Here is a 16,576-nt window from a genome sequence, read left to right as displayed (position 1 = left end):
GCCAAAGTATGTATAAGATAGCAATGCATACAAATGTAGTATGAGTTGAAACGTTGCGCGGAATAATGTAGTGCAGATGTTCAGAGCCCTTCGATTGGCGAGCGCATTGGTCTGATATCTCGCAACGGGCTGACGGAAAAGAACATCTTGCGCGCAAGGAGGCCTCACATGCGCCTGACCACCAAAGGTCGTTACGGGATGCGGCTCGTGCTGGACATCGCCCAACACGAGAAATACGGCCCGGTCTCCATGGCCGAAACCTCCCTGCGGCAGGATATTTCCGCAAAATATCTGGAGCGCCTCGTGGGCGAACTGCAACGGGCGGGGGTGGTCAAAAGCTTGCGCGGACGCGAAGGCGGGCACCTTCTCGCCATGCCACCGGAAAAAATCACCGTGGGCGACGTGGTGCGCATCCTGGAAGGCGAAGCCGCCGAACTCGCCTGCAGCCACAACCGCCTGTCCTGCCCGCGCTCCGTGCACTGCCTCACCCGCGCCATCTGGGTCGCCGCCGACCAGGCCATGTTCGAGAAGCTCGACTCCGTCACCGTGCGCGACATCATCGAAGACGGGCAAAACTGCCTGTCCGTCAAAGAGGCCGAGCAGGCCCGCCTGGCGCGGGGGCTGCCCGCAGCGCCCCCGCCCGCGCCAGATATCGGCGGACGCAGAAAAGCCGTGCGGCGCATCCTGCGCCAGCGCCTCGCCATGACCATGAACCGCGCCGCAAAGCCGGAAGGCGCGCCCAAAAAAATCATGGTCGTGGACGACGACCCGGATATCGTCGACTACCTCGTCACCGTGTTCCGCGACCGGGGGTACGCCACCTGCTCCGCAAACGGCGGCGTCGAGGCGACCGAAGTCCTCATCAGGGAAAATCCCGACCTCATCACCCTGGACCTGGAAATGCCCGAGGAGTGGGGGCCGCGCTTCTCCCGCCGCGTCTCGCGCCTGCCGGAGTTCAAGCACGTGCCCATCATCGTCATCAGCGGGCTGCCTGGCATACACATGGCCATTCCCAGGGCCGTGGCCACCGTGCGCAAGCCCTTCGATCCCGCCGAAGTGCTGGGGCTTGTGGAGAGCGCCATAGGCGCGCCCTAGGCGGGGGCCCCTGCGAAGCCCGCCGGCTGCGCCCAAGCGCAATGCAGAACCCGCCCGACGTTGAAGTCCACCGGGAATTCCCGTAGCACGGGGCCATGGGCAGCAGCGGCACACCATCCGGCGCAACGGCGTCCCTTGCGGCGCGGCTGCGCGCGGAGTTCTCCTCGCGCCTGGCGAGGGACTCGCTGGCCGTGCTGGGCGTAAGCGCCCTGGGACGGGCCGTGGCCATGGGCAAAGAGGTGCTGGTGGCCGCGCTGTTCGGTGTGGGCGGCCAGCTGGACGCCTTTGTGCTGGCCCTGCTCGCGCCCTCTTTTTTGGTGAACCTGCTGGGCGCGTCGTTCTCCGCGGCTTTGGTGCCCGCCCTGGGCGCGGCCACTGCCGGGCCAGGGGGCGAGGACGCCGCGCGGCGCCTGCTGGGCCGGGCGCTGTTGGTGCTGGCCGGATTCATCTGCCTGGCCTGCCTTGTGCTGGCCGTGCTGCCCGCGCAGCTTTTGCAGCTGCTGGCTCCCGGGGCCGGGGCGGAGCAGCTGGCGCTGGTCAAGTCCATGCAGCTGGCGCTTCTGCCGCTGCTGGCGGCGGGCAGCCTGGCGCAGGTGCTGGCGGCCAGCCTCAACCATCGCGGGCGCTTCGCGTCTCCGGCCTTCACCTCGACCCTTGGCGCGCTGGCGACCATCGGGGTCATCGCGTTGCTGCACGGACGGCTGGGGATTCATGCCCTGGTGGCCGGAGCCGGGGCCGGGGCGGTGCTGGAGCTTTCGCTGCTGGGCTGGCTGGCGCGCCGCGCCTGGGGGCCCCTCTTCCAGGCCCGGAGCCGGGGCCCGCTTTTCCGCAACCTTCGCCCCCTGCTGCGCGATGTCCGCCCCCTGGTGCGCAACTGGGGGCTCATCGCCCTGGGCACGGGCCTGCTGGGGCTCACGCCCTTCATCGACAACGCCATCGCCTCGTCCCTGGGCGAGGGGGCCATCTCGGCCTTGAGCTACGCCTGGAAGCTGCCCTCCGGCATCGCCGGGCTGCTGGGGCTCACGCTGTCCACGGTGCTTCTGCCCTACTTCACGGCCGTGGTGCACCGCTGCGCACCAAGCACCTCGGCGGGAGGGCAGCCCGACGCGTTGGCAGCGGCCTGCCGGCGCATCACCAAGCGGCTGCTGCTGGTGTCCGTGCCGCTGGCCGCCGTGGGCGTGGCCGCCTCGCCGCTGCTGGTCTCGCTGCTGTTCCAGCGCGGGCGCTTCGACGCCGCAGCGGCCGGGCAGGTCTCGCTGATCCAGGCCTGCTACTTCGTGCAGCTGCCCTTCTACCTGCTGGCCATCGCCGGGGCGCGCATGCTCCAGGCGGCCTCGCGCCTGCGCCTGCTGCTCATCCTCCAGGCCGGGCTGCTGGTGGTCAACGCGCTCACCAGCCTGCTCCTGAGCCGCGTGTTCGGCCCTGCGGGCATCGCCCTGTCCTCGGCGGTCATGTACGCCCTGAGCGCGGCCGTGTCCCTGCGGGCGTCCCTGGGCGTTTCCGGCCAGCGGCCGGCACAGGCGCGGAAGGAGCCCGGCGGACCGGCGGGCCCAGACGTGGACGAGACGGCCTTGCGGCCCTTGCGCGTGGCGCTGGTCATCTCCTCCCTGGGCCTGGGCGGGGCGGAGCGCAGCCTCTGCCTGCTGGCGGGCGGCCTGGCCCGGCGCGGGCACGAGGTGCATGTGCTGAGCTTCGACACGCCGGACGCCGCGCCTTTCTTTCCGCTGGACGCGGCGGTGCGCCTGCATGGTCTCGACTTGAACGGGACGGCGGGTTCCGCCTGGGGCGGCCTGCGCGCCAACGCCCGGCGCGTGGCCCGGCTGCGTGGAAGTTTCCGCGCGCTCAAGCCCGACGTCGCCCTGGGCTTCATGGACACCACCAACGTGCTCTGCCTGCTGGCCGGACTGGGGCTGGGGCTTCCGGCCATCGCCACGGAGCACACCGACCCGGACCGGCACGACATCGGCCGGGCCTGGAATTTCCTGCGCCGCCTGAGCTACCCCCTGGCCGCGCGCGTGACCACCCAGACCGAAGCCGTGCGCGCCAGGCTGCCGGGCCGCGTCAGCGTCATCCCCAACCCAGTGGCCGCGCCCGCGCCCGACACGCAGGCCGACACACAGGCCGGCACACAGGACCGGCAGCTGCTGGCCCTGGGCAGGCTGGCCCCGGAAAAAGGCTTCGACCTGCTGCTTGCGGCCTTCGCCAGTCTGGCCACGAGCCGCCCGCGCTGGCGCCTGACCATCCTGGGCGAAGGGCCGGAGCGGACGAGGCTGGAGGCCCAGCGCCGCAGCCTGGGCCTGGAGGACCGCGTGGACCTTCCCGGAGCCGTGCGCGACCCCGGCCCCTGGCTGCGCCGGGCGGACATATTCGTACTTTCCTCGCGCTTCGAGGGCTTCTCCAATGCACTGTGCGAAGCCCTGGCCCACGGCCTGCCCGCCGTGGCCTTCGACTGTCCCAGCGGACCGGCGGAGATTGTGCGCCCCGGCGTGGACGGGCTGCTTGTGCCCGAGGCCGACGTGCCCGCCCTGGCCGCTGCCCTGGCCCGGCTCATGGACGACGAGGCCCTGCGCCTGGGCATGGCCGCGCGCGCGCCGGAGGTGCTGGAGCGTTTCGGACTTGAGAAGGTGCTGGACCTGTGGGAAGCTCTGTTTCTGGACGTGACCGCGAAGAAAAGGAGCCCCGCGTGATGCCGGACAGCCTGCGCGCCCTGCTGGTCCATGCCGGGCAGATGCTCCGCAAAAGCGGCCCCGCGCCGGACAGCGCGTTCTTCCTGCGGCTGCTGGAGCGCGAGGGGCCCCTGCGCACCCTGCTGCTGCGCTGGCTGCGCCTGCGCGTCTCGCCCGACGCCCTGCCGCGCATGCGCGCCCTGGCCGCGCCCCTGGACGAGCGCGCCCGCCTGTTCCGGCAGGCCGTGTCCCTGCTGAACGTCAACGAGACCTACAAGACCACGGGCAGCGACCGCACCCGGCTGGCGGACGAGACCATCCTGGGGCTCATGGCGGACCCGGACACAGGCCTGGCCGAGGCAAAGCCGCTGCGGCTGCTGGACATCGGCGTGTCCGACGGCAGCGCCTCCGTGGCCCTGCTTTCGCGCCTGCCCGAAGGGGCGGAGGTCATCCTCACGGACCTGCACCCCGTGCTGTACGCGCGCGGTCCCGGCCTGTGCCGCGTGTATCTGGACGGACGGCGGCGGCTGCTCGGCGTCAAGCTCCTGGGCCTGTACCTGAATCTTTCCCTGGACGCGCGGCGCGACGCCACGCGCTACGAGGCCATCGACACCTTGAACCCGCTGCTGCGGGAGCGCCTGGGCGTGGGGGAACTGCGCCCCTTCGACGCCACGCACGACGTCCTCGCCACGCCCGCGCATGTCATCAAGTGCGCCAACGTGTTGAATCTCGGCTACTTCGACGCCGCGGACATCCGGGCCGCCGCGGCCAACCTGGGCCGCAGCCTTGTGGAGGGCGGCTTCCTGGTGGTGTCGCAGAACAACGCCTGCTACAGGGACGGCGAGGCCGTTTTCGTGCTGCGCAAAAGCGGCCAGCGCCTGCTGCTGGCCGGGCAGACCAACAACCACGCCGCACTGTCGCTTTTTGATGAGCGGCCCGGGCGGGGGGAGGCGGAACCATGCGCATCCTCATGAGCATTCCCAGCCTGGAGCCGGGCGGGGCCGAGCGGCAGTTCGCGGCCCTGGCCCACGGTCTGGCCGCGCGAGGGCACGAGGTGCTGGCCGTGACCCTGGGCCACGGCGGCCCGTTGGCCGCGGAACTCGGCCGCGCGCGGCTGGCGGAGCTCGGCAAGGCCTCGCGCTGGGACAATTTCCGCGTGCTGCGGGCCCTGGGCGGGCTGCTCAAACGGGAGTCGCCGCAGATCCACTACGCCTTCCTGCCCTCGGCCACGGTGCTTGGGGCCGTGCTGGCGCCCTTTTTTCCGCACACGCGTCTGGTCATGGGCATCCGCGCGGCGGACGGCCAAGGACGCGGCCGGGCCGGACGCCTGCTGCTGGAGCTGGAGGCGCGGCTTTCCCCCCTGGCGGACTTGGTCATCGCCAATTCCGAGGCCGGACGCAGCCTGTGCCTTGAGCGGCGCTTCCCGCCGGGCCGCCTGCGCGTGGTGCCCAACGGGGTGGATACGGCGCGCTTCCGGCCGGACAAAACAGCGGGCGCGGCCCTGCGCCAGGAATGGGGCGTGGCCGAGGACGAGCGGCTCATCGGGCTTGTGGCCCGGCTGGACCCGCTGAAGGACCATGAGACGTTTCTGAAGGCCGCGGCGCTGCTGGCCAAAAGCGCTCCCCAGGCGCGCTTCGTGTGCGTGGGCGGCGGCGCGGAAGACTACGCCCGGTCCCTGCGCGAGCGGGCGCGCGGCCTGGGCCTGGACGGGCGGCTCATCTGGGCCGGAGAGCGGGAGGACATGCCCGGGGTGTACAACGCCCTGGACGCCCTGTGCCTGGCCTCGGTGAGCGAAGGTTTTCCCAATGTGCTGCTGGAGGCCATGAGCTGCGGCGTGCCCTGCGTGGCCACCGATGCGGGCGATGCGGCGCGCATCCTGGGCGGCACCGGGCTGGTGGTGCCTGCGGGCGATGCCCAGGCCCTGGCCGCTGGGCTGGCCGCCCTTCTGGCGCGGCTGGAGCGCGAGGGACCGAGACTTGGAGCCCTGTGCCGGGCCAGAATGGAGGCGGAATTTTCTTTGCCGCGCATGCTGGCGGCCACAGAGGCGCTGTTGAACGGGGTGGCGGGGCGCTAGTTTCCGCTGGGCAAAAAAAGAGCCGGGCAGGCCCCCCACCTGCCCGGCAGACACATCGGTCCAACCGATGCGGCCGCCGGGAACGTTGCCGCCCGGCGCACGCAGCGATTTAAACAATATCCGTGCCATCGGAAAGATGTCCTTTCATTGCTGGTCATTGCTCCTTTGGCGCCAGTTTTTGCCCCTAGGGACTGGCGCAAAATACGGCTTCGTAGTATGGTTTTCCCGGAGTCTTTCCGGCTTTACCGGAAGATATGGGAAGGAGGGAGCATGGCCAAGATTCTTGTAGTGGACGACGACGACCTATTCCGGGAGCTTTTGTGCACCTCGGTTTCGCGGCACGGGCACACCGCCCTAGGCGCGGGCACCCTGGCCCAGGCCCGGCGTCTGCTTCTGGGCCAGGCGGTGGACGTGGTCTACCTGGACGTGCGCCTGCCCGACGGCTCCGGCACCCTGGCCTTGGAGGAGCTGCGCGCCGCCCCGGACCCGCCGGAGGTCATCATCGTCACCGGCCAGGGCGACCCGGACGGCGCGGAACTGGCCCTGCGCTGCGGTGCGTGGGACTACATCGAGAAACCGGCCAGCGTGGACCGCATGACCCTGCCCATGCTGCGCGCCCTGTCCTATCGCACGGAAAAACGCCGCCAGCGCATCCCCGCGCTCCCGGAAACATCCGGCATCGTCGGGAAAAGTCCGCGCTTGGCCGCCATTCTGGCCCAGGCGGGCATGGCCGCCGCCAGCGGCGTGGATGTGTTCATCACCGGCGAAACAGGCACCGGAAAAGAAATCTTCGCCCGGGCCATCCACGCCAGCGGCAGCCGCGCCCAGGGGCCCTTCGTGGTGGTGGATTGCACCACCCTGCCCGGCACCCTGGCCGAAAGCGTGCTTTTCGGCCACGAGCGCGGCTCTTTCACCGGGGCCGACCGCAAGCAGAGCGGCCTCATCGAGCAGGCCGACGGCGGCACACTGTTCCTGGACGAGATCGGCGAACTGCCCCTGCCCATACAGGCCAAATTCCTGCGCGTGCTGCAGGAGCGCAGCTACCGGCCCGTGGGCGGTGGCCAGGTGCGCAAGAGCGAGTTCCGTCTGGTGGCGGCCACCAACCGCGATCTGGCGGTCATGGCCGGGCGTGGTGAATTCCGCCAGGACCTGCTGTACCGGCTCGGGGCCTTCTGCCTGGAGCTGCCCCCCCTGCGCGAGCGCGACGGCGACGTGCAGACCCTGCTCAGCTGGCGGTTGGGGCAAAACGCCGCGCGCACCGGCCTGCCCGCGCCGGAGCCCAGTCCGGAATACCTGGAGCTTTTGCTTTCCCATGACTGGCCGGGCAATGTGCGTGAGTTTCTGCAAACAGTGGACATGAGCCTTGTCTCCGCCCAGGGAGAGGCCATGCTGCTGCCCCAGCACCTGCCGCTGGAGCTGCGCGTGCGGCTTATGCGCGGGCGCGTGGCCTCGCGCGGGTTCGCCGCCCTGCCAAATTCCAAGGAAGATGTCCTTGCTCTGCCCGGGCCCTGGCGAGAGCACCGCGCGCGCCTTCTGGAAAAGGCGGAATCCGATTATTTCTCGGCCCTCATGGCCCACACGGCAGGGGATGCGGCCCTGGCCTCGGAACTCTCCGGGCTCAAGACCGCAAGGCTTTATGAACTTCTGGGCAAGCACGGCCTCGTGAAGGGACGGCGAGGAAACGGGTAATTCCGGAAAACATGGAATAACCCCGCAAAACACGCCGTCCCGCGGCGTCGAAAACGGCCCGTGCCCTTGGCCCCGGCCACCCCAGGCGTTTGGAACGGAATTTGATTATCAGATATGGCTGTGCGCACAGCGGGCTTCCCGGAGTGCGCGTCTGCCATCGGGAGGGAATCCATGTCCAAAGTTCTCATCGCGGAAGACGACCCAATCTCCCAGCGCTTCGTGTCCACCATCGTGGAGCGCATGGGCCACTGCGCCATGGTGAGCCCTAACGGCCGCCACGCTTGGGAGGCCCTGAGTGCGGAGAACCGCTTCGACCTGCTCATCACCGACATCATGATGCCCGGCATGGACGGCACCACGCTCATCCGCACCCTGCGCGCCGATCCCCGCTTCAAGGATCTGCCCGTGGTGGTCATGTCCGCCTTCATCGGCGTCAGCGAGATCTCCGGTCTGCTTGGCATCGGCGCCACCTGGTTCATGCCCAAGCCCGTGGAGCGCGGCGTGCTGGAGGACTATGTGACGCGGGCTCTGGGCTAGCCAGGGCGAAGGAAATACGGCCATGCCACGCGTCAAGGCCAGACATGCGGGCCCGGCCCGCGGCCGGCGTACGCGCCGGATTCTGGCGCGCGGCCTAAGGTCCGGCTTGCGCCGCGCCCTGGGAAGCCTCATGCTCTCTGGCCTGTTGCTCCTGGCCCTTTGCGCAAGCCCGGCTCCGGCGGCCCCGGCTCCCCCGCCGGACCAGCAAAGCGGCGCGGAAACAACGCGCCGCCAGCAGCTGACGGAACTTGTGGCCGCCGTGCCCGCAAACTTCCCCCCGCTCTACTTCACCGGGCCCGACGGCACGCCCACCGGCTTCGCCGTGGAGGTGCTGCGCCAGGTGGCCCCCCTTGCCGGCTACAGGCTGCGCTTCATCTCCACCGCCACCCTGGGCGAGGCCATGCGCCTGGTGCGCGAGGGCAAGGCCAATGTGCTGCCCGGCCTCGGCGCCAGCCCGGAACGCGCCAAGCATTTCATTTTCAGCCGTCCCTTTGAGACCCAGTCCGTGCACATCTACTCCCGGACGGAGAGCCCCGCGCGCGAAGACCTGGCCGCCTTGAAAGGCCTTCGCGTGGCCCTGATCGCAAACAGCATTCCCGCCGAGCGCCTGGGAAACGACGCCAGCATCCAGCCGCAATTCTCGCAGTCCCTGCCGCAGGCCCTGTTCGATCTGCTCTCAGGCGACACGGACGCCCTGGTCTTCCAGGCCCCCCTGGTGGAATACGCCGCGCGCGCCGCAGGGCTGGAAGGCAAGCTGGCCAGCAGCAGAAAGCCCCTGTTCGAGGTAAGCCGCGTGCTGGCCATGCGCCCGCAGCAGCAGGACATCCTGGACCAGCTTGACGAGGCCCTGCAGGAGTACCGCGACACGCCGCAATTCCGCGCCCTGTACCGCGAATGGCACGCCGCCCCGGAGCCGCCGCTGTTCCCCGCCGCCGCCCTGTGGACCATGGCCGGGCTGCTGCTAGCCCTGGGCGGGCTGCTGCTCACCTGGCGCTACGTCTCGCTTTTGCGCATGAACCGCAGGCTTGTGGCCGTGCTGCGCGAGCGCGACCACGCCCTGGCCGCCCTGCGCCTGTCCCAGGAGCGCGGGGAGGCTCTGTTCACCCTGACGCAAATGGACGCGGACGACGCCCGCAGCCTCATCGCCTTCGCCTTGGACGAGGGCGTGCGTCTGACAGGCAGCGAGATGGGCTTCCTGCTCTTCATCGACGGCGACACGGTGGACCCGCACAACATCCAGTGGTCGCGGCACGGCAAGCCCCTGCATGTGGAGCCCTCCATGCAGCCCTACCCCCTGTCGGAGGCCGGGCTGTGGGGCGAATGCATGCACACCAAGGCCCCTGTGGTGGTGAACGACTACCCGGCCTGCGACCGGGGCAGGGGCCTGCCGGTCGGGCATATTCCCCTGCAACGCGTCATGTCCGTGCCCATGGTGGTCGGGGACGAGACAGTGGCGGTATTCTGCGTGGCCAACAAAGCCGAGGCGTACGACGAGAACGACACCCGCCAGCTCCAGCTCTTTCTGGTGGGCCTGTGGCGCGTGCTGGCCGCCCGGCGCGACGCGGAAGCCATCCGCCAGGCGCGGGACTACGCCGAAAGCCTCATCGAGGGCGCGAACGCCATGCTCGTGGGCCTCGACACCCAGGGCCGCGTCACGCTCTTCAACGCCGCGGCCGAGGGCATCACCGGCTTTTCGCGAGAAGAGGTGCTGGGGCGCGACTGGAGCGAGGCCATGTTGCCCGCGCACTTGGCCGAGGCCAACACCGCGTTCTATCGCGACTTCATCAAGGGCCGCATCTCCCTGCCCAGGCAGCACAGGGGCGTCATCCGCACCAAGGACGGGCGGCTCAGGCACATCGCCTGGCAGAACAGCCTGCAGAAGGAGGGCGACACCGTCACCGGCCTCTTCGCCTTCGGCATCGACATCACCGAACAGAAACAGGCCGAGGCCGAGCTGCGGCGCCTGCATAGAGCCATTGAGCAGGCAGCCGAGGGCGTGCTCATCGCGGATGAGAACGGGGCCATCCTGTACGCCAACCCGGCCTTCGGGCGCATGACCGGCGTAACCCAGGAGGGGCTGCCCTCCGGCGGCAAGAGCGTGTTCGATCTCGACGTGTCCGTGCTGGAGCACCACAGCTCCGTCATCCTGGGCGACAGTATGGAGGGCACCTGGCGCGGCACCTGTTCCTTCGCCCGGCCGGGCGGAGCGGCGGCCGAGGTGGAATTCGCCGTGTCCGCCATCCGCAGCCGGGCCGACCGGCTGGTGAGCTATGTGGCCGTGTGCCGCGACGTGACCGAAAAACGCCAGTTGGAGCACCAGCTGTGGCAGGCGCAGAAGATGGAGGCCTTGGGCACCCTGGCCGGGGGCATCGCGCACGATTTCAACAATCTGCTGGCCTCCATCATGGGCTTCACCGAACTGGCCCTGGACGACCTTGCCCCGCAGTCGCGCGCGCGCGGCTGCCTGGACCGCGTACTGGGCGCGAGCCTGCGCGCCCGCGAACTGGTGCGCCAGATCCTCTCCTTCAGCCGCCGCAGCGAGCACAAGCTGCGCCATCTGCGCGCCGACGCCGTGGTGGGCGAGGCTTTGAAGCTTCTGGAAGCCTCCCTGGCCAAAAGCGTCGAGATCACCGCCGAACTTGGCTCCCAGGCCACCATCCTGGCCGACCCCTCCCAAGTCCACCAGATCGTCATGAACCTGTGCACCAACGCGGCCCAGGCCATGCAGAGCGGCGGCAAGCTGCTGGTGCGCACGGGCGTGGGCCCGCTGCCGCCGGAACTGGCCGCGCGCCACCGCCTGAACCCCGGCGAGTACCTCACCCTCATGGTGGAGGACCAGGGGCCGGGCATTGCCCCGGACGTGCTGGGCCGCATCTTCGACCCCTTCTTCACCACCAAGGGGCCGGGCGAAGGCACGGGCCTGGGCCTCGCCGTGGTCCACGGCATCGTGGCCAGCCTTGGCGGGGCCGTGTGGGTGGAAAGCGAACCCGGCCAGGGCGCGCGCTTCCTGGTGCTGCTGCCCACCCAGGCCAGCGGCGAGGAGCCCCCACGCGAGGCCAAGCCCGGCGACCTGCGCGGGCGCGAGCGCATCCTGCTGGTGGACGACGAGCCCGACCTGCTGGAGTTCTGCGCCGAGGCCCTGGCCCCCCTGGGCTATCACGTCGCCACGCAAAGCGACCCCCAGGCCGCCCTGGAGGCCCTGCTCGCCGAGCCGGACGCCTTCGACCTGCTCGTCACGGATCTGAACATGCCCCGAATCACCGGATTGCAGCTGGCCGAGGGCCTGCGTCCGGTGCGTCCCGATATGCCCATCGTGCTCATCACCGGCTTCAGCAGGGCCATTCCCTCGGACCGCTTGGAAACCCTTGGCGCGGTCCGGCTTCTGCCAAAGCCCTTTTCCATGGGCGAACTGGCCCTGGCGGTGCGCCAGGCCCTGGCCCTGGTCGCAGGAGGGGAATCATGACCCAGCGCATACTGGTGGTTGACGACGACGGCGACGTGCGCGAATTGGTATGTCGCATGCTTGAACAGGACGGCTACGAGGCCGTGCCCGCCGAAGGAGGCAGGCAGGCCCTGGAGCGGCTGAACCTCATCGCCCCGGATCTGGTCATCACCGACGTGGTGATGCCGGAGGTGGACGGCTTTGAGGTGCTGCTGAAACTGCGGCACCTGGCCCCCCGCGCCGGGGCGCTGGTCATGTCCGGCGGCGGGCGCGTCGCGCCTGATCTTTACCTGGAGACGGCGCGCAGGCTGGGCGCCAGCGCCGTGCTGCGCAAGCCTTTCACCCGCGCGGAAATGCTCGATGCCGTGCACCAGATTCTCGGTCCACGCCAAACCCCTCAACCCCCCATGCAGGAGACGTGAATCATGCAGCCTGAAACAGAACCCCTGGCCCACGCCTTCGTGCGCCAGTCGCTCGCGGCGGCGAAAAATCGCGTGCGCGCCCAGAAAGCCGCACAAGACAAAGATCCAGGCCAGGCGCTCTTCCTCGCCCTGGCCCAAGCCCAGGAAGTGCAGGCCAAGAAGGCCCTGCTGCTGTTGCGCGGGCGCATCGGCACCACGGCGGAAAACCTGGCCGAGGCGCTGCAGGAATCGCGCGAGATGGCCATGGAAACCCTGCCCTGGACGCTTTTGGCCCAGGCCGAGGGCGACCGCGCGGCCGGGGCCCTGCTGGTGCAGATGGCCAGGGCGCTTTCCAGCCACCTGGGCCTGCGCGAGGCCGAACTTCCGGGCGAAGGCGTGTACCAGGTCTGCGGCATCTGCGGCTACATCCACACCGGAGAGACGGCCGAACGCTGCCCCGTGTGCCAGGCCCTGCCGGAGAAGTTCACCAGCGTGCGGGGCTAGACCCGCAGCCACGCAAAACGGAGACCACCATGCTGGCCGAAGCCTTGCTCTACGCGCGCGCCCGCCTGGCCGGGCAGCAAAACCCCCACGGGCACCTGACCGAGCTCGTGAGCATCTGGGCGCGCCACCGCAGGCAGCGCCGCGCCTGGGCCGAGCACCTGACCCGCGCCCGTGTGCTGTGCCTGAAGGCCGCCGAGGCCTGCGGCACCCGGCGCACGGCTCTGGTGCTCGGCGCGGGCCTGCTGCTCGATGTGCCCCTGGAGCAGCTCTCGGCCCTGTTCCAGCATGTGGTCCTGGCCGACCTGGCCTTCCTGCCCGCCACCACCGCCCTTGCCAGTCAGCTGGGCAACGTGGAGCTCATGGTGACGGACCTCTCCGCCTGCCTGAACAGCCTGCCCGACGCCCAAGCCCTGGCGGCGCGCATCCCGGCTCCCTGGCCGGATCTTACCTTGGGTTTGGGGGAGCTGGACTTCGTGTACTCCGCAAACCTGCTTTCCCAACTGCCTCTGTACGCCGCAAGCAGCCTGGCCAAGCGTGAGGCCAGGCCCGACGAAGCCGATGTGGAGGCCTATGCCGCCTCCGTCGTGCGCGCGCACCTGGAGGCCCTGCGCGGCTTGTCCTGCCCCGCCTGCCTGGTGACCGACACCCGGGAGCGCGGCTACCGCTCGGGACGGCTGGAATACGAGGAGGACCTGCTCTACGGCGTGGACCCGGACCTGCCCGGGGAAACCTGGCCCTGGCTGCTGGCCCCGCGGGGCGAGCTGGAGCCCGGCCTGGACGTGGAGCACATGGTGCTCGGCGTGCCCGATGTCCGGATCGGTGCCCGGACCGGCGTTTCATCCCCCGGAGGACGCCATGACCGCTGACCGCCGGGAGCAACCGCCCCTGCCAGCCCCCTGCCCGGAGCCTGCCGAGCCTGAGGAAGCCTGCGCAGGCCTCCGGGGTTTTCCCTGCGCGCCGCTGCCGCCGGACCCGGCCCTGTGCCTGGAGTCGGACCAACTGCGCCGCCGCTCGCTGGAACGGCGCGTGCTGCAGAAGATAGAGGAGGCCGAGGGTTACGGCTTCGGGCTCGACGAACAGCGCATGCTCAACGCCTTCTTCGACATGGCGCAGGAATACGACTCGCGCCGCGATCTTTTGACCATCTGCGTGCTTTTGCCCATGATCTTCTTCGACCAGGAGATGCGCGTGTACCTGCGCAGCGGGCAGGACAGCTGGCGGCTGGCCCGCTGCCTGCACCTGCCGCAGCAGTTGCCGCCCTTTGAGCCGCCGCCAAGGCCCGCCGTGCGCGGGGCCAACTTCTACGCGCCCATCAAGGGCCGCAAGGACACCGGCGAACTGCTTGGCTTCCCCCTGGAGCACGGCGTCATCGGCTGGATCGAAATCGTGGGCGGAGCCGCCCTGTCCAGCTCGCGGCAGCTGTTCTTCGAAAAATACGCCGGGCGCATCGGCTACCAGATGCACAACCGCCTGGCCCGCGCGAAAAACCGTGAGCACCTGACCTTCATCCAGAATCTCGTGGCCGACATCGGGCACAACGTCATCGTGCCCAACATGACCTTCAAGCTTTTCTTCAACCGCCTGCGCGGGTCCATAACCGCCCTGGAACGCCTGCTCATGGAGGCCCCGCACGACACCCCGCGCGACTTCCTGAACGAGCTGGACATCGTGCAGACGCGCCTGCGCGCCCAGTACGAGGAGATCAGCCACCACTACGAGCAGACCAGTCTGTTTCTGGAAACCCTCCTGCGCCGCAGGCACTTCGAGGAAGGGCGCTACGTGCTGGAAAAGCGTCTGGTGAACCTGCGCAAGCAGGTGGTGGAGCCGCAGGTGGAACGCTTCCGCCCGCGCCTCACCGACCGGGGCGTGTGCATCGACCTGTCCATGGGCGGCATACCAGACAAGCCCGTGCAACTCATGGCCGACCTCGGGCTCATCGCCCAGGTTTACGCCAACCTGTTCTCCAATGCCGTGAAATACACCCGCACCGTGACCACCCCCGAAGGACAGACCAAGAAATTCATGGCCTACGGCTGGGACATCCTGCCCGACGCCTTCGGCCCCAACCGGCCCGGCGTGAAGCTGAACGTCTTCACCACCGGGCCCACCGTGCCCCAGGCCGAACGAAACGGACTGTTCCAGCCCGGCTTCCGCGCCAGCACCACAGGAAGCGAACATGGCACAGGGCACGGCCTGGCCTTCGTGCGCCAGGTGGTGGACCTGCACGGAGGCGTGGTGGGCTACGAGGCGGCGGAACTCGGCAACAACTTCTACATCGTGCTGCCCATCGAACCCCAGGAGCAGGAATAGGCAGGGGCGGTGCCCCTGGCCCCGCAGGCCAAACAAGAGGCCCCGGAGCGCAAAGCTCTCCGGGGCCTCTTGTTTGGGGCAGGGCAACAGCGGGGCGGGGTCGCCGTGGCGAAGCTCTTCCGCATCCCCCTTTGCGCCCGGCCCCTGCGTGATGTCGCGCCGGTTCCGGCGTCATCGCGTCCGGAACCGGAACCAGCCGCCACAGGGAGTCCAGAGGGCCTTGCGCCCTCTGGAGGGATCAAGGGGCGGAGCCCCTGCGCTCTCTCTTGCCTAGATCGGGGGCGCGATGGTCACCAGCACGCGCATGTCGGTCAGCGCGCCCACGCCGTGGGGCGTGGCGATGGGGCACACGAGGACGTCTCCGGCCTTGGCGGGCACCTTGCCGTCCTTGGAGATGAACTCGCCGGTGCCTTCGAGGATGGCCAGGACCAGTTCGCCTTCGATGTTGTGCGAGTGCAGGGGCAGGCCCTGGCCCGCCTTGAAGTTGAAGTTGATGACCTTCATGTGCTCGGACTCGTGCACGAGGACCATGTTCGGCCCGGTTTCCTTGAAGGGGTTGCTGAAGAGCTCTTGGATCTTCATGGCGATCTCCTTGCCGCGCTGGCGGCTTATGCGAAGGGCCGGAAGCCGCCGGAGGCGGGGTCCTGGATCTGGCCGTCGCGGGTGATGACGGTGGTGGTGATGGGCACGTCGACGCCGGCCGCGTGGGCCCCGCGCTGGGCGATGGCCGTCATGCCCGCGCAGCAGGGCACTTCCATCTGCACCACGGTGATGTCCTTGATGCGGTTGTTGCGCAGGATGTCGGCCACCTTGTCGATGTAGCTCTGGGCGTCGTCGAACTTGGGGCAGCCAAGCAGCATGATGCGTCCGGCCAGGAAGCGCTCGTTGAAGTCCGGGAAGGACGGCGGCACGCAATCGGCGGTCAGGAGCAGGCGGGCGTTCTGCAAAAACGGCGCGGTGGGCGGCACCAGGCGCAGCTGGATGGGCCAGTGCGTGAGGTTGGAGATGCTGGCGGCCTGCTGGCGCGGCACGTTGGCCTGCTGGCAGGGGGAAGCGCTGGCCTGGGGCGCGGGGCGGTTCAGGGTCATGGCCCTGCTGCCGGGGCAGCCGCCTGGCTTGGTGGCGCAAGAGCCCTTTTGGTCCAGCCGAAGGCTGGCGGGGTCGGGCATGTGGTCGGGCACTTCGCGTCCCTGGGCCTTCAAGTGCTTGGCCACGGCCTCGGGGTCGAAGTCTTCCACCTCGACCTCCACGACCTTGAGCGCGCCGGTGGGGCATTCGCCCAGGCAGGCTCCCAGGCCGTCGCAGAACACTTCGTTCACCAGCTTGGCCTTGCCGTCGATGATGGCCAGCGCGCCTTCGGCGCAGCCGGTGACGCAGTTGCCGCACCCGTTGCAGAGGTCTTCGTTCACGGTGATGAGCTTGCGGGTCGCCTTCATGAAATTTTCCTTTTTGAGATGGGCGCGGGAGGTTCGTCGTCTCCCGCGCCCGTGGAGTGTGGAGTTGAGTGAGCTGAAACTAATCTAGGAATGATTCCTGTGTTTGCAAGCGGTCTGGACCGCCTCTAGCCGAGTATCGCCTTCAGATCTTCGTCCGGGGTGCTGATGGGCTTGATGCTGAAGTTTTCCACCAGGAAGGCCAGGACGTTCGGGGTGATGAACGCGGGCAAGGAGGGTCCGAGGCGGATGTTCTTGATGCCGAGAGAGAGCAGGGTCAGTAGGATGGCCACGGCCTTCTGCTCGTACCAGGACAGGATGAGGGAGAGCGGCAGCTCGTTGACGCCGCAGTTGAAGGCTCCGGCAAGCGCCACGGCGATCTGGATGGCCGAGTAGGCGTCGTTGCACTGGCCCACGTCGAGCAG

Annotated in this window: 13 protein-coding genes and 1 pseudogene; 11 read left to right on the top strand and 3 right to left on the bottom strand. The window is 69.0% G+C overall.

The window, feature by feature from the left end; translation table 11 throughout:
* The first annotated feature begins 168 nt into the window (after positions 1 to 168).
* From divK to VN419_RS04505, 11 genes are all read left to right on the top strand, one after another.
* Positions 169 to 1,095 (top strand): DVU0259 family response regulator domain-containing protein, encoded by a 927-nt coding sequence (gene divK, locus VN419_RS14570; RefSeq protein ID WP_414652917.1) that lies wholly within the window; start codon positions 169 to 171, stop codon positions 1,093 to 1,095.
* A gap of 95 nt (positions 1,096 to 1,190) precedes the next feature.
* Positions 1,191 to 3,782, top strand: a complete 2,592-nt coding sequence (locus tag VN419_RS04550; RefSeq protein ID WP_325644908.1) for a lipid II flippase MurJ — start codon at positions 1,191 to 1,193, stop codon at positions 3,780 to 3,782.
* Complete coding sequence (locus VN419_RS04545) at positions 3,779 to 4,735, top strand: hypothetical protein (protein WP_325644906.1); 957 nt, start codon at positions 3,779 to 3,781, stop codon at positions 4,733 to 4,735. Before VN419_RS04550 ends, VN419_RS04545 begins: the two co-directional genes overlap by 4 nt.
* Positions 4,720 to 5,835, top strand: a complete 1,116-nt coding sequence (locus VN419_RS04540; RefSeq protein ID WP_325644904.1) for a glycosyltransferase — start codon at positions 4,720 to 4,722, stop codon at positions 5,833 to 5,835. The genes VN419_RS04545 and VN419_RS04540 overlap by 16 nt, the downstream gene beginning before the upstream one ends.
* A gap of 270 nt (positions 5,836 to 6,105) precedes the next feature.
* The gene (locus VN419_RS04535) at positions 6,106 to 7,524 is read left to right on the top strand and encodes a sigma-54 dependent transcriptional regulator (RefSeq protein WP_325644902.1); all 1,419 of its coding nucleotides are present in this window, start codon (positions 6,106 to 6,108) and stop codon (positions 7,522 to 7,524) included.
* Between the two features lie 171 nt (positions 7,525 to 7,695).
* A complete protein-coding gene (locus VN419_RS04530; RefSeq protein ID WP_325644898.1) occupies positions 7,696 to 8,061 on the top strand; it encodes a response regulator in 366 nt (121 codons plus the stop codon).
* A gap of 130 nt (positions 8,062 to 8,191) precedes the next feature.
* Complete coding sequence (locus VN419_RS04525) at positions 8,192 to 11,524, top strand: PAS domain S-box protein (RefSeq protein ID WP_325644896.1); 3,333 nt, start codon at positions 8,192 to 8,194, stop codon at positions 11,522 to 11,524.
* Complete coding sequence (locus VN419_RS04520) at positions 11,521 to 11,925, top strand: response regulator (protein ID WP_325644894.1); 405 nt, start codon at positions 11,521 to 11,523, stop codon at positions 11,923 to 11,925. Before VN419_RS04525 ends, VN419_RS04520 begins: the two co-directional genes overlap by 4 nt.
* Positions 11,926 to 11,928: 3 nt before the next feature.
* Positions 11,929 to 12,408: a rubredoxin-like domain-containing protein gene (locus VN419_RS04515; RefSeq protein ID WP_325644892.1), complete on the top strand. Its 480-nt coding sequence runs from the start codon at positions 11,929 to 11,931 to the stop codon at positions 12,406 to 12,408.
* 29 nt (positions 12,409 to 12,437) lie between these two features.
* On the top strand, positions 12,438 to 13,274 hold the full coding sequence (locus VN419_RS04510; RefSeq protein ID WP_325644890.1) for a hypothetical protein: 837 nt from the start codon (positions 12,438 to 12,440) through the stop codon (positions 13,272 to 13,274).
* Positions 13,264 to 14,718, top strand: a complete 1,455-nt coding sequence (locus VN419_RS04505) for a HAMP domain-containing sensor histidine kinase (protein ID WP_325644888.1) — start codon at positions 13,264 to 13,266, stop codon at positions 14,716 to 14,718. The genes VN419_RS04510 and VN419_RS04505 overlap by 11 nt, the downstream gene beginning before the upstream one ends.
* A 270-nt stretch (positions 14,719 to 14,988) precedes the next feature.
* Here the strand turns inward: VN419_RS04505 and VN419_RS04500 are convergent, their stop codons facing one another.
* From VN419_RS04500 to VN419_RS04490, 3 genes and pseudogenes are all read right to left on the bottom strand, one after another.
* Positions 14,989 to 15,300: a cupin domain-containing protein gene (locus tag VN419_RS04500; RefSeq protein ID WP_325644886.1), complete on the bottom strand. Its 312-nt coding sequence runs from the start codon at positions 15,298 to 15,300 to the stop codon at positions 14,989 to 14,991.
* A gap of 26 nt (positions 15,301 to 15,326) precedes the next feature.
* Positions 15,327 to 16,154, bottom strand: coding sequence for an ATP-binding protein (locus tag VN419_RS04495; protein ID WP_325644884.1), 828 nt, complete (start codon positions 16,152 to 16,154; stop codon positions 15,327 to 15,329).
* A 125-nt stretch (positions 16,155 to 16,279) separates the two neighbouring features.
* Positions 16,280 to 16,576: pseudogene (locus VN419_RS04490) on the bottom strand (hydroxylamine reductase); the annotation flags it as partial.

This window comes from Humidesulfovibrio sp., assembly GCF_035560995.1.
GTDB lineage: Bacteria > Desulfobacterota > Desulfovibrionia > Desulfovibrionales > Desulfovibrionaceae > Humidesulfovibrio.
Note: the sequence above shows the minus strand (reverse complement) of the source record. Positions and strands in the feature narration are given on the sequence as shown.

Coding starts and splice junctions, on each gene's coding strand:
- VN419_RS04550 (WP_325644908.1), top strand. CDS start 1,191: ATGGGCAGCAGCGGCACACCATCCGGCGCAACGGCGTCCCTTGCGGCG.
- VN419_RS04505 (WP_325644888.1), top strand. CDS start 13,264: ATGACCGCTGACCGCCGGGAGCAACCGCCCCTGCCAGCCCCCTGCCCG.
- VN419_RS04515 (WP_325644892.1), top strand. CDS start 11,929: ATGCAGCCTGAAACAGAACCCCTGGCCCACGCCTTCGTGCGCCAGTCG.
- VN419_RS04530 (WP_325644898.1), top strand. CDS start 7,696: ATGTCCAAAGTTCTCATCGCGGAAGACGACCCAATCTCCCAGCGCTTC.
- VN419_RS04520 (WP_325644894.1), top strand. CDS start 11,521: ATGACCCAGCGCATACTGGTGGTTGACGACGACGGCGACGTGCGCGAA.
- VN419_RS04510 (WP_325644890.1), top strand. CDS start 12,438: ATGCTGGCCGAAGCCTTGCTCTACGCGCGCGCCCGCCTGGCCGGGCAG.
- VN419_RS04535 (WP_325644902.1), top strand. CDS start 6,106: ATGGCCAAGATTCTTGTAGTGGACGACGACGACCTATTCCGGGAGCTT.
- VN419_RS04540 (WP_325644904.1), top strand. CDS start 4,720: ATGCGCATCCTCATGAGCATTCCCAGCCTGGAGCCGGGCGGGGCCGAG.
- divK (WP_414652917.1), top strand. CDS start 169: ATGCGCCTGACCACCAAAGGTCGTTACGGGATGCGGCTCGTGCTGGAC.
- VN419_RS04500 (WP_325644886.1), bottom strand. CDS start 15,300: ATGAAGATCCAAGAGCTCTTCAGCAACCCCTTCAAGGAAACCGGGCCG.
- VN419_RS04495 (WP_325644884.1), bottom strand. CDS start 16,154: ATGAAGGCGACCCGCAAGCTCATCACCGTGAACGAAGACCTCTGCAAC.
- VN419_RS04525 (WP_325644896.1), top strand. CDS start 8,192: ATGCTCTCTGGCCTGTTGCTCCTGGCCCTTTGCGCAAGCCCGGCTCCG.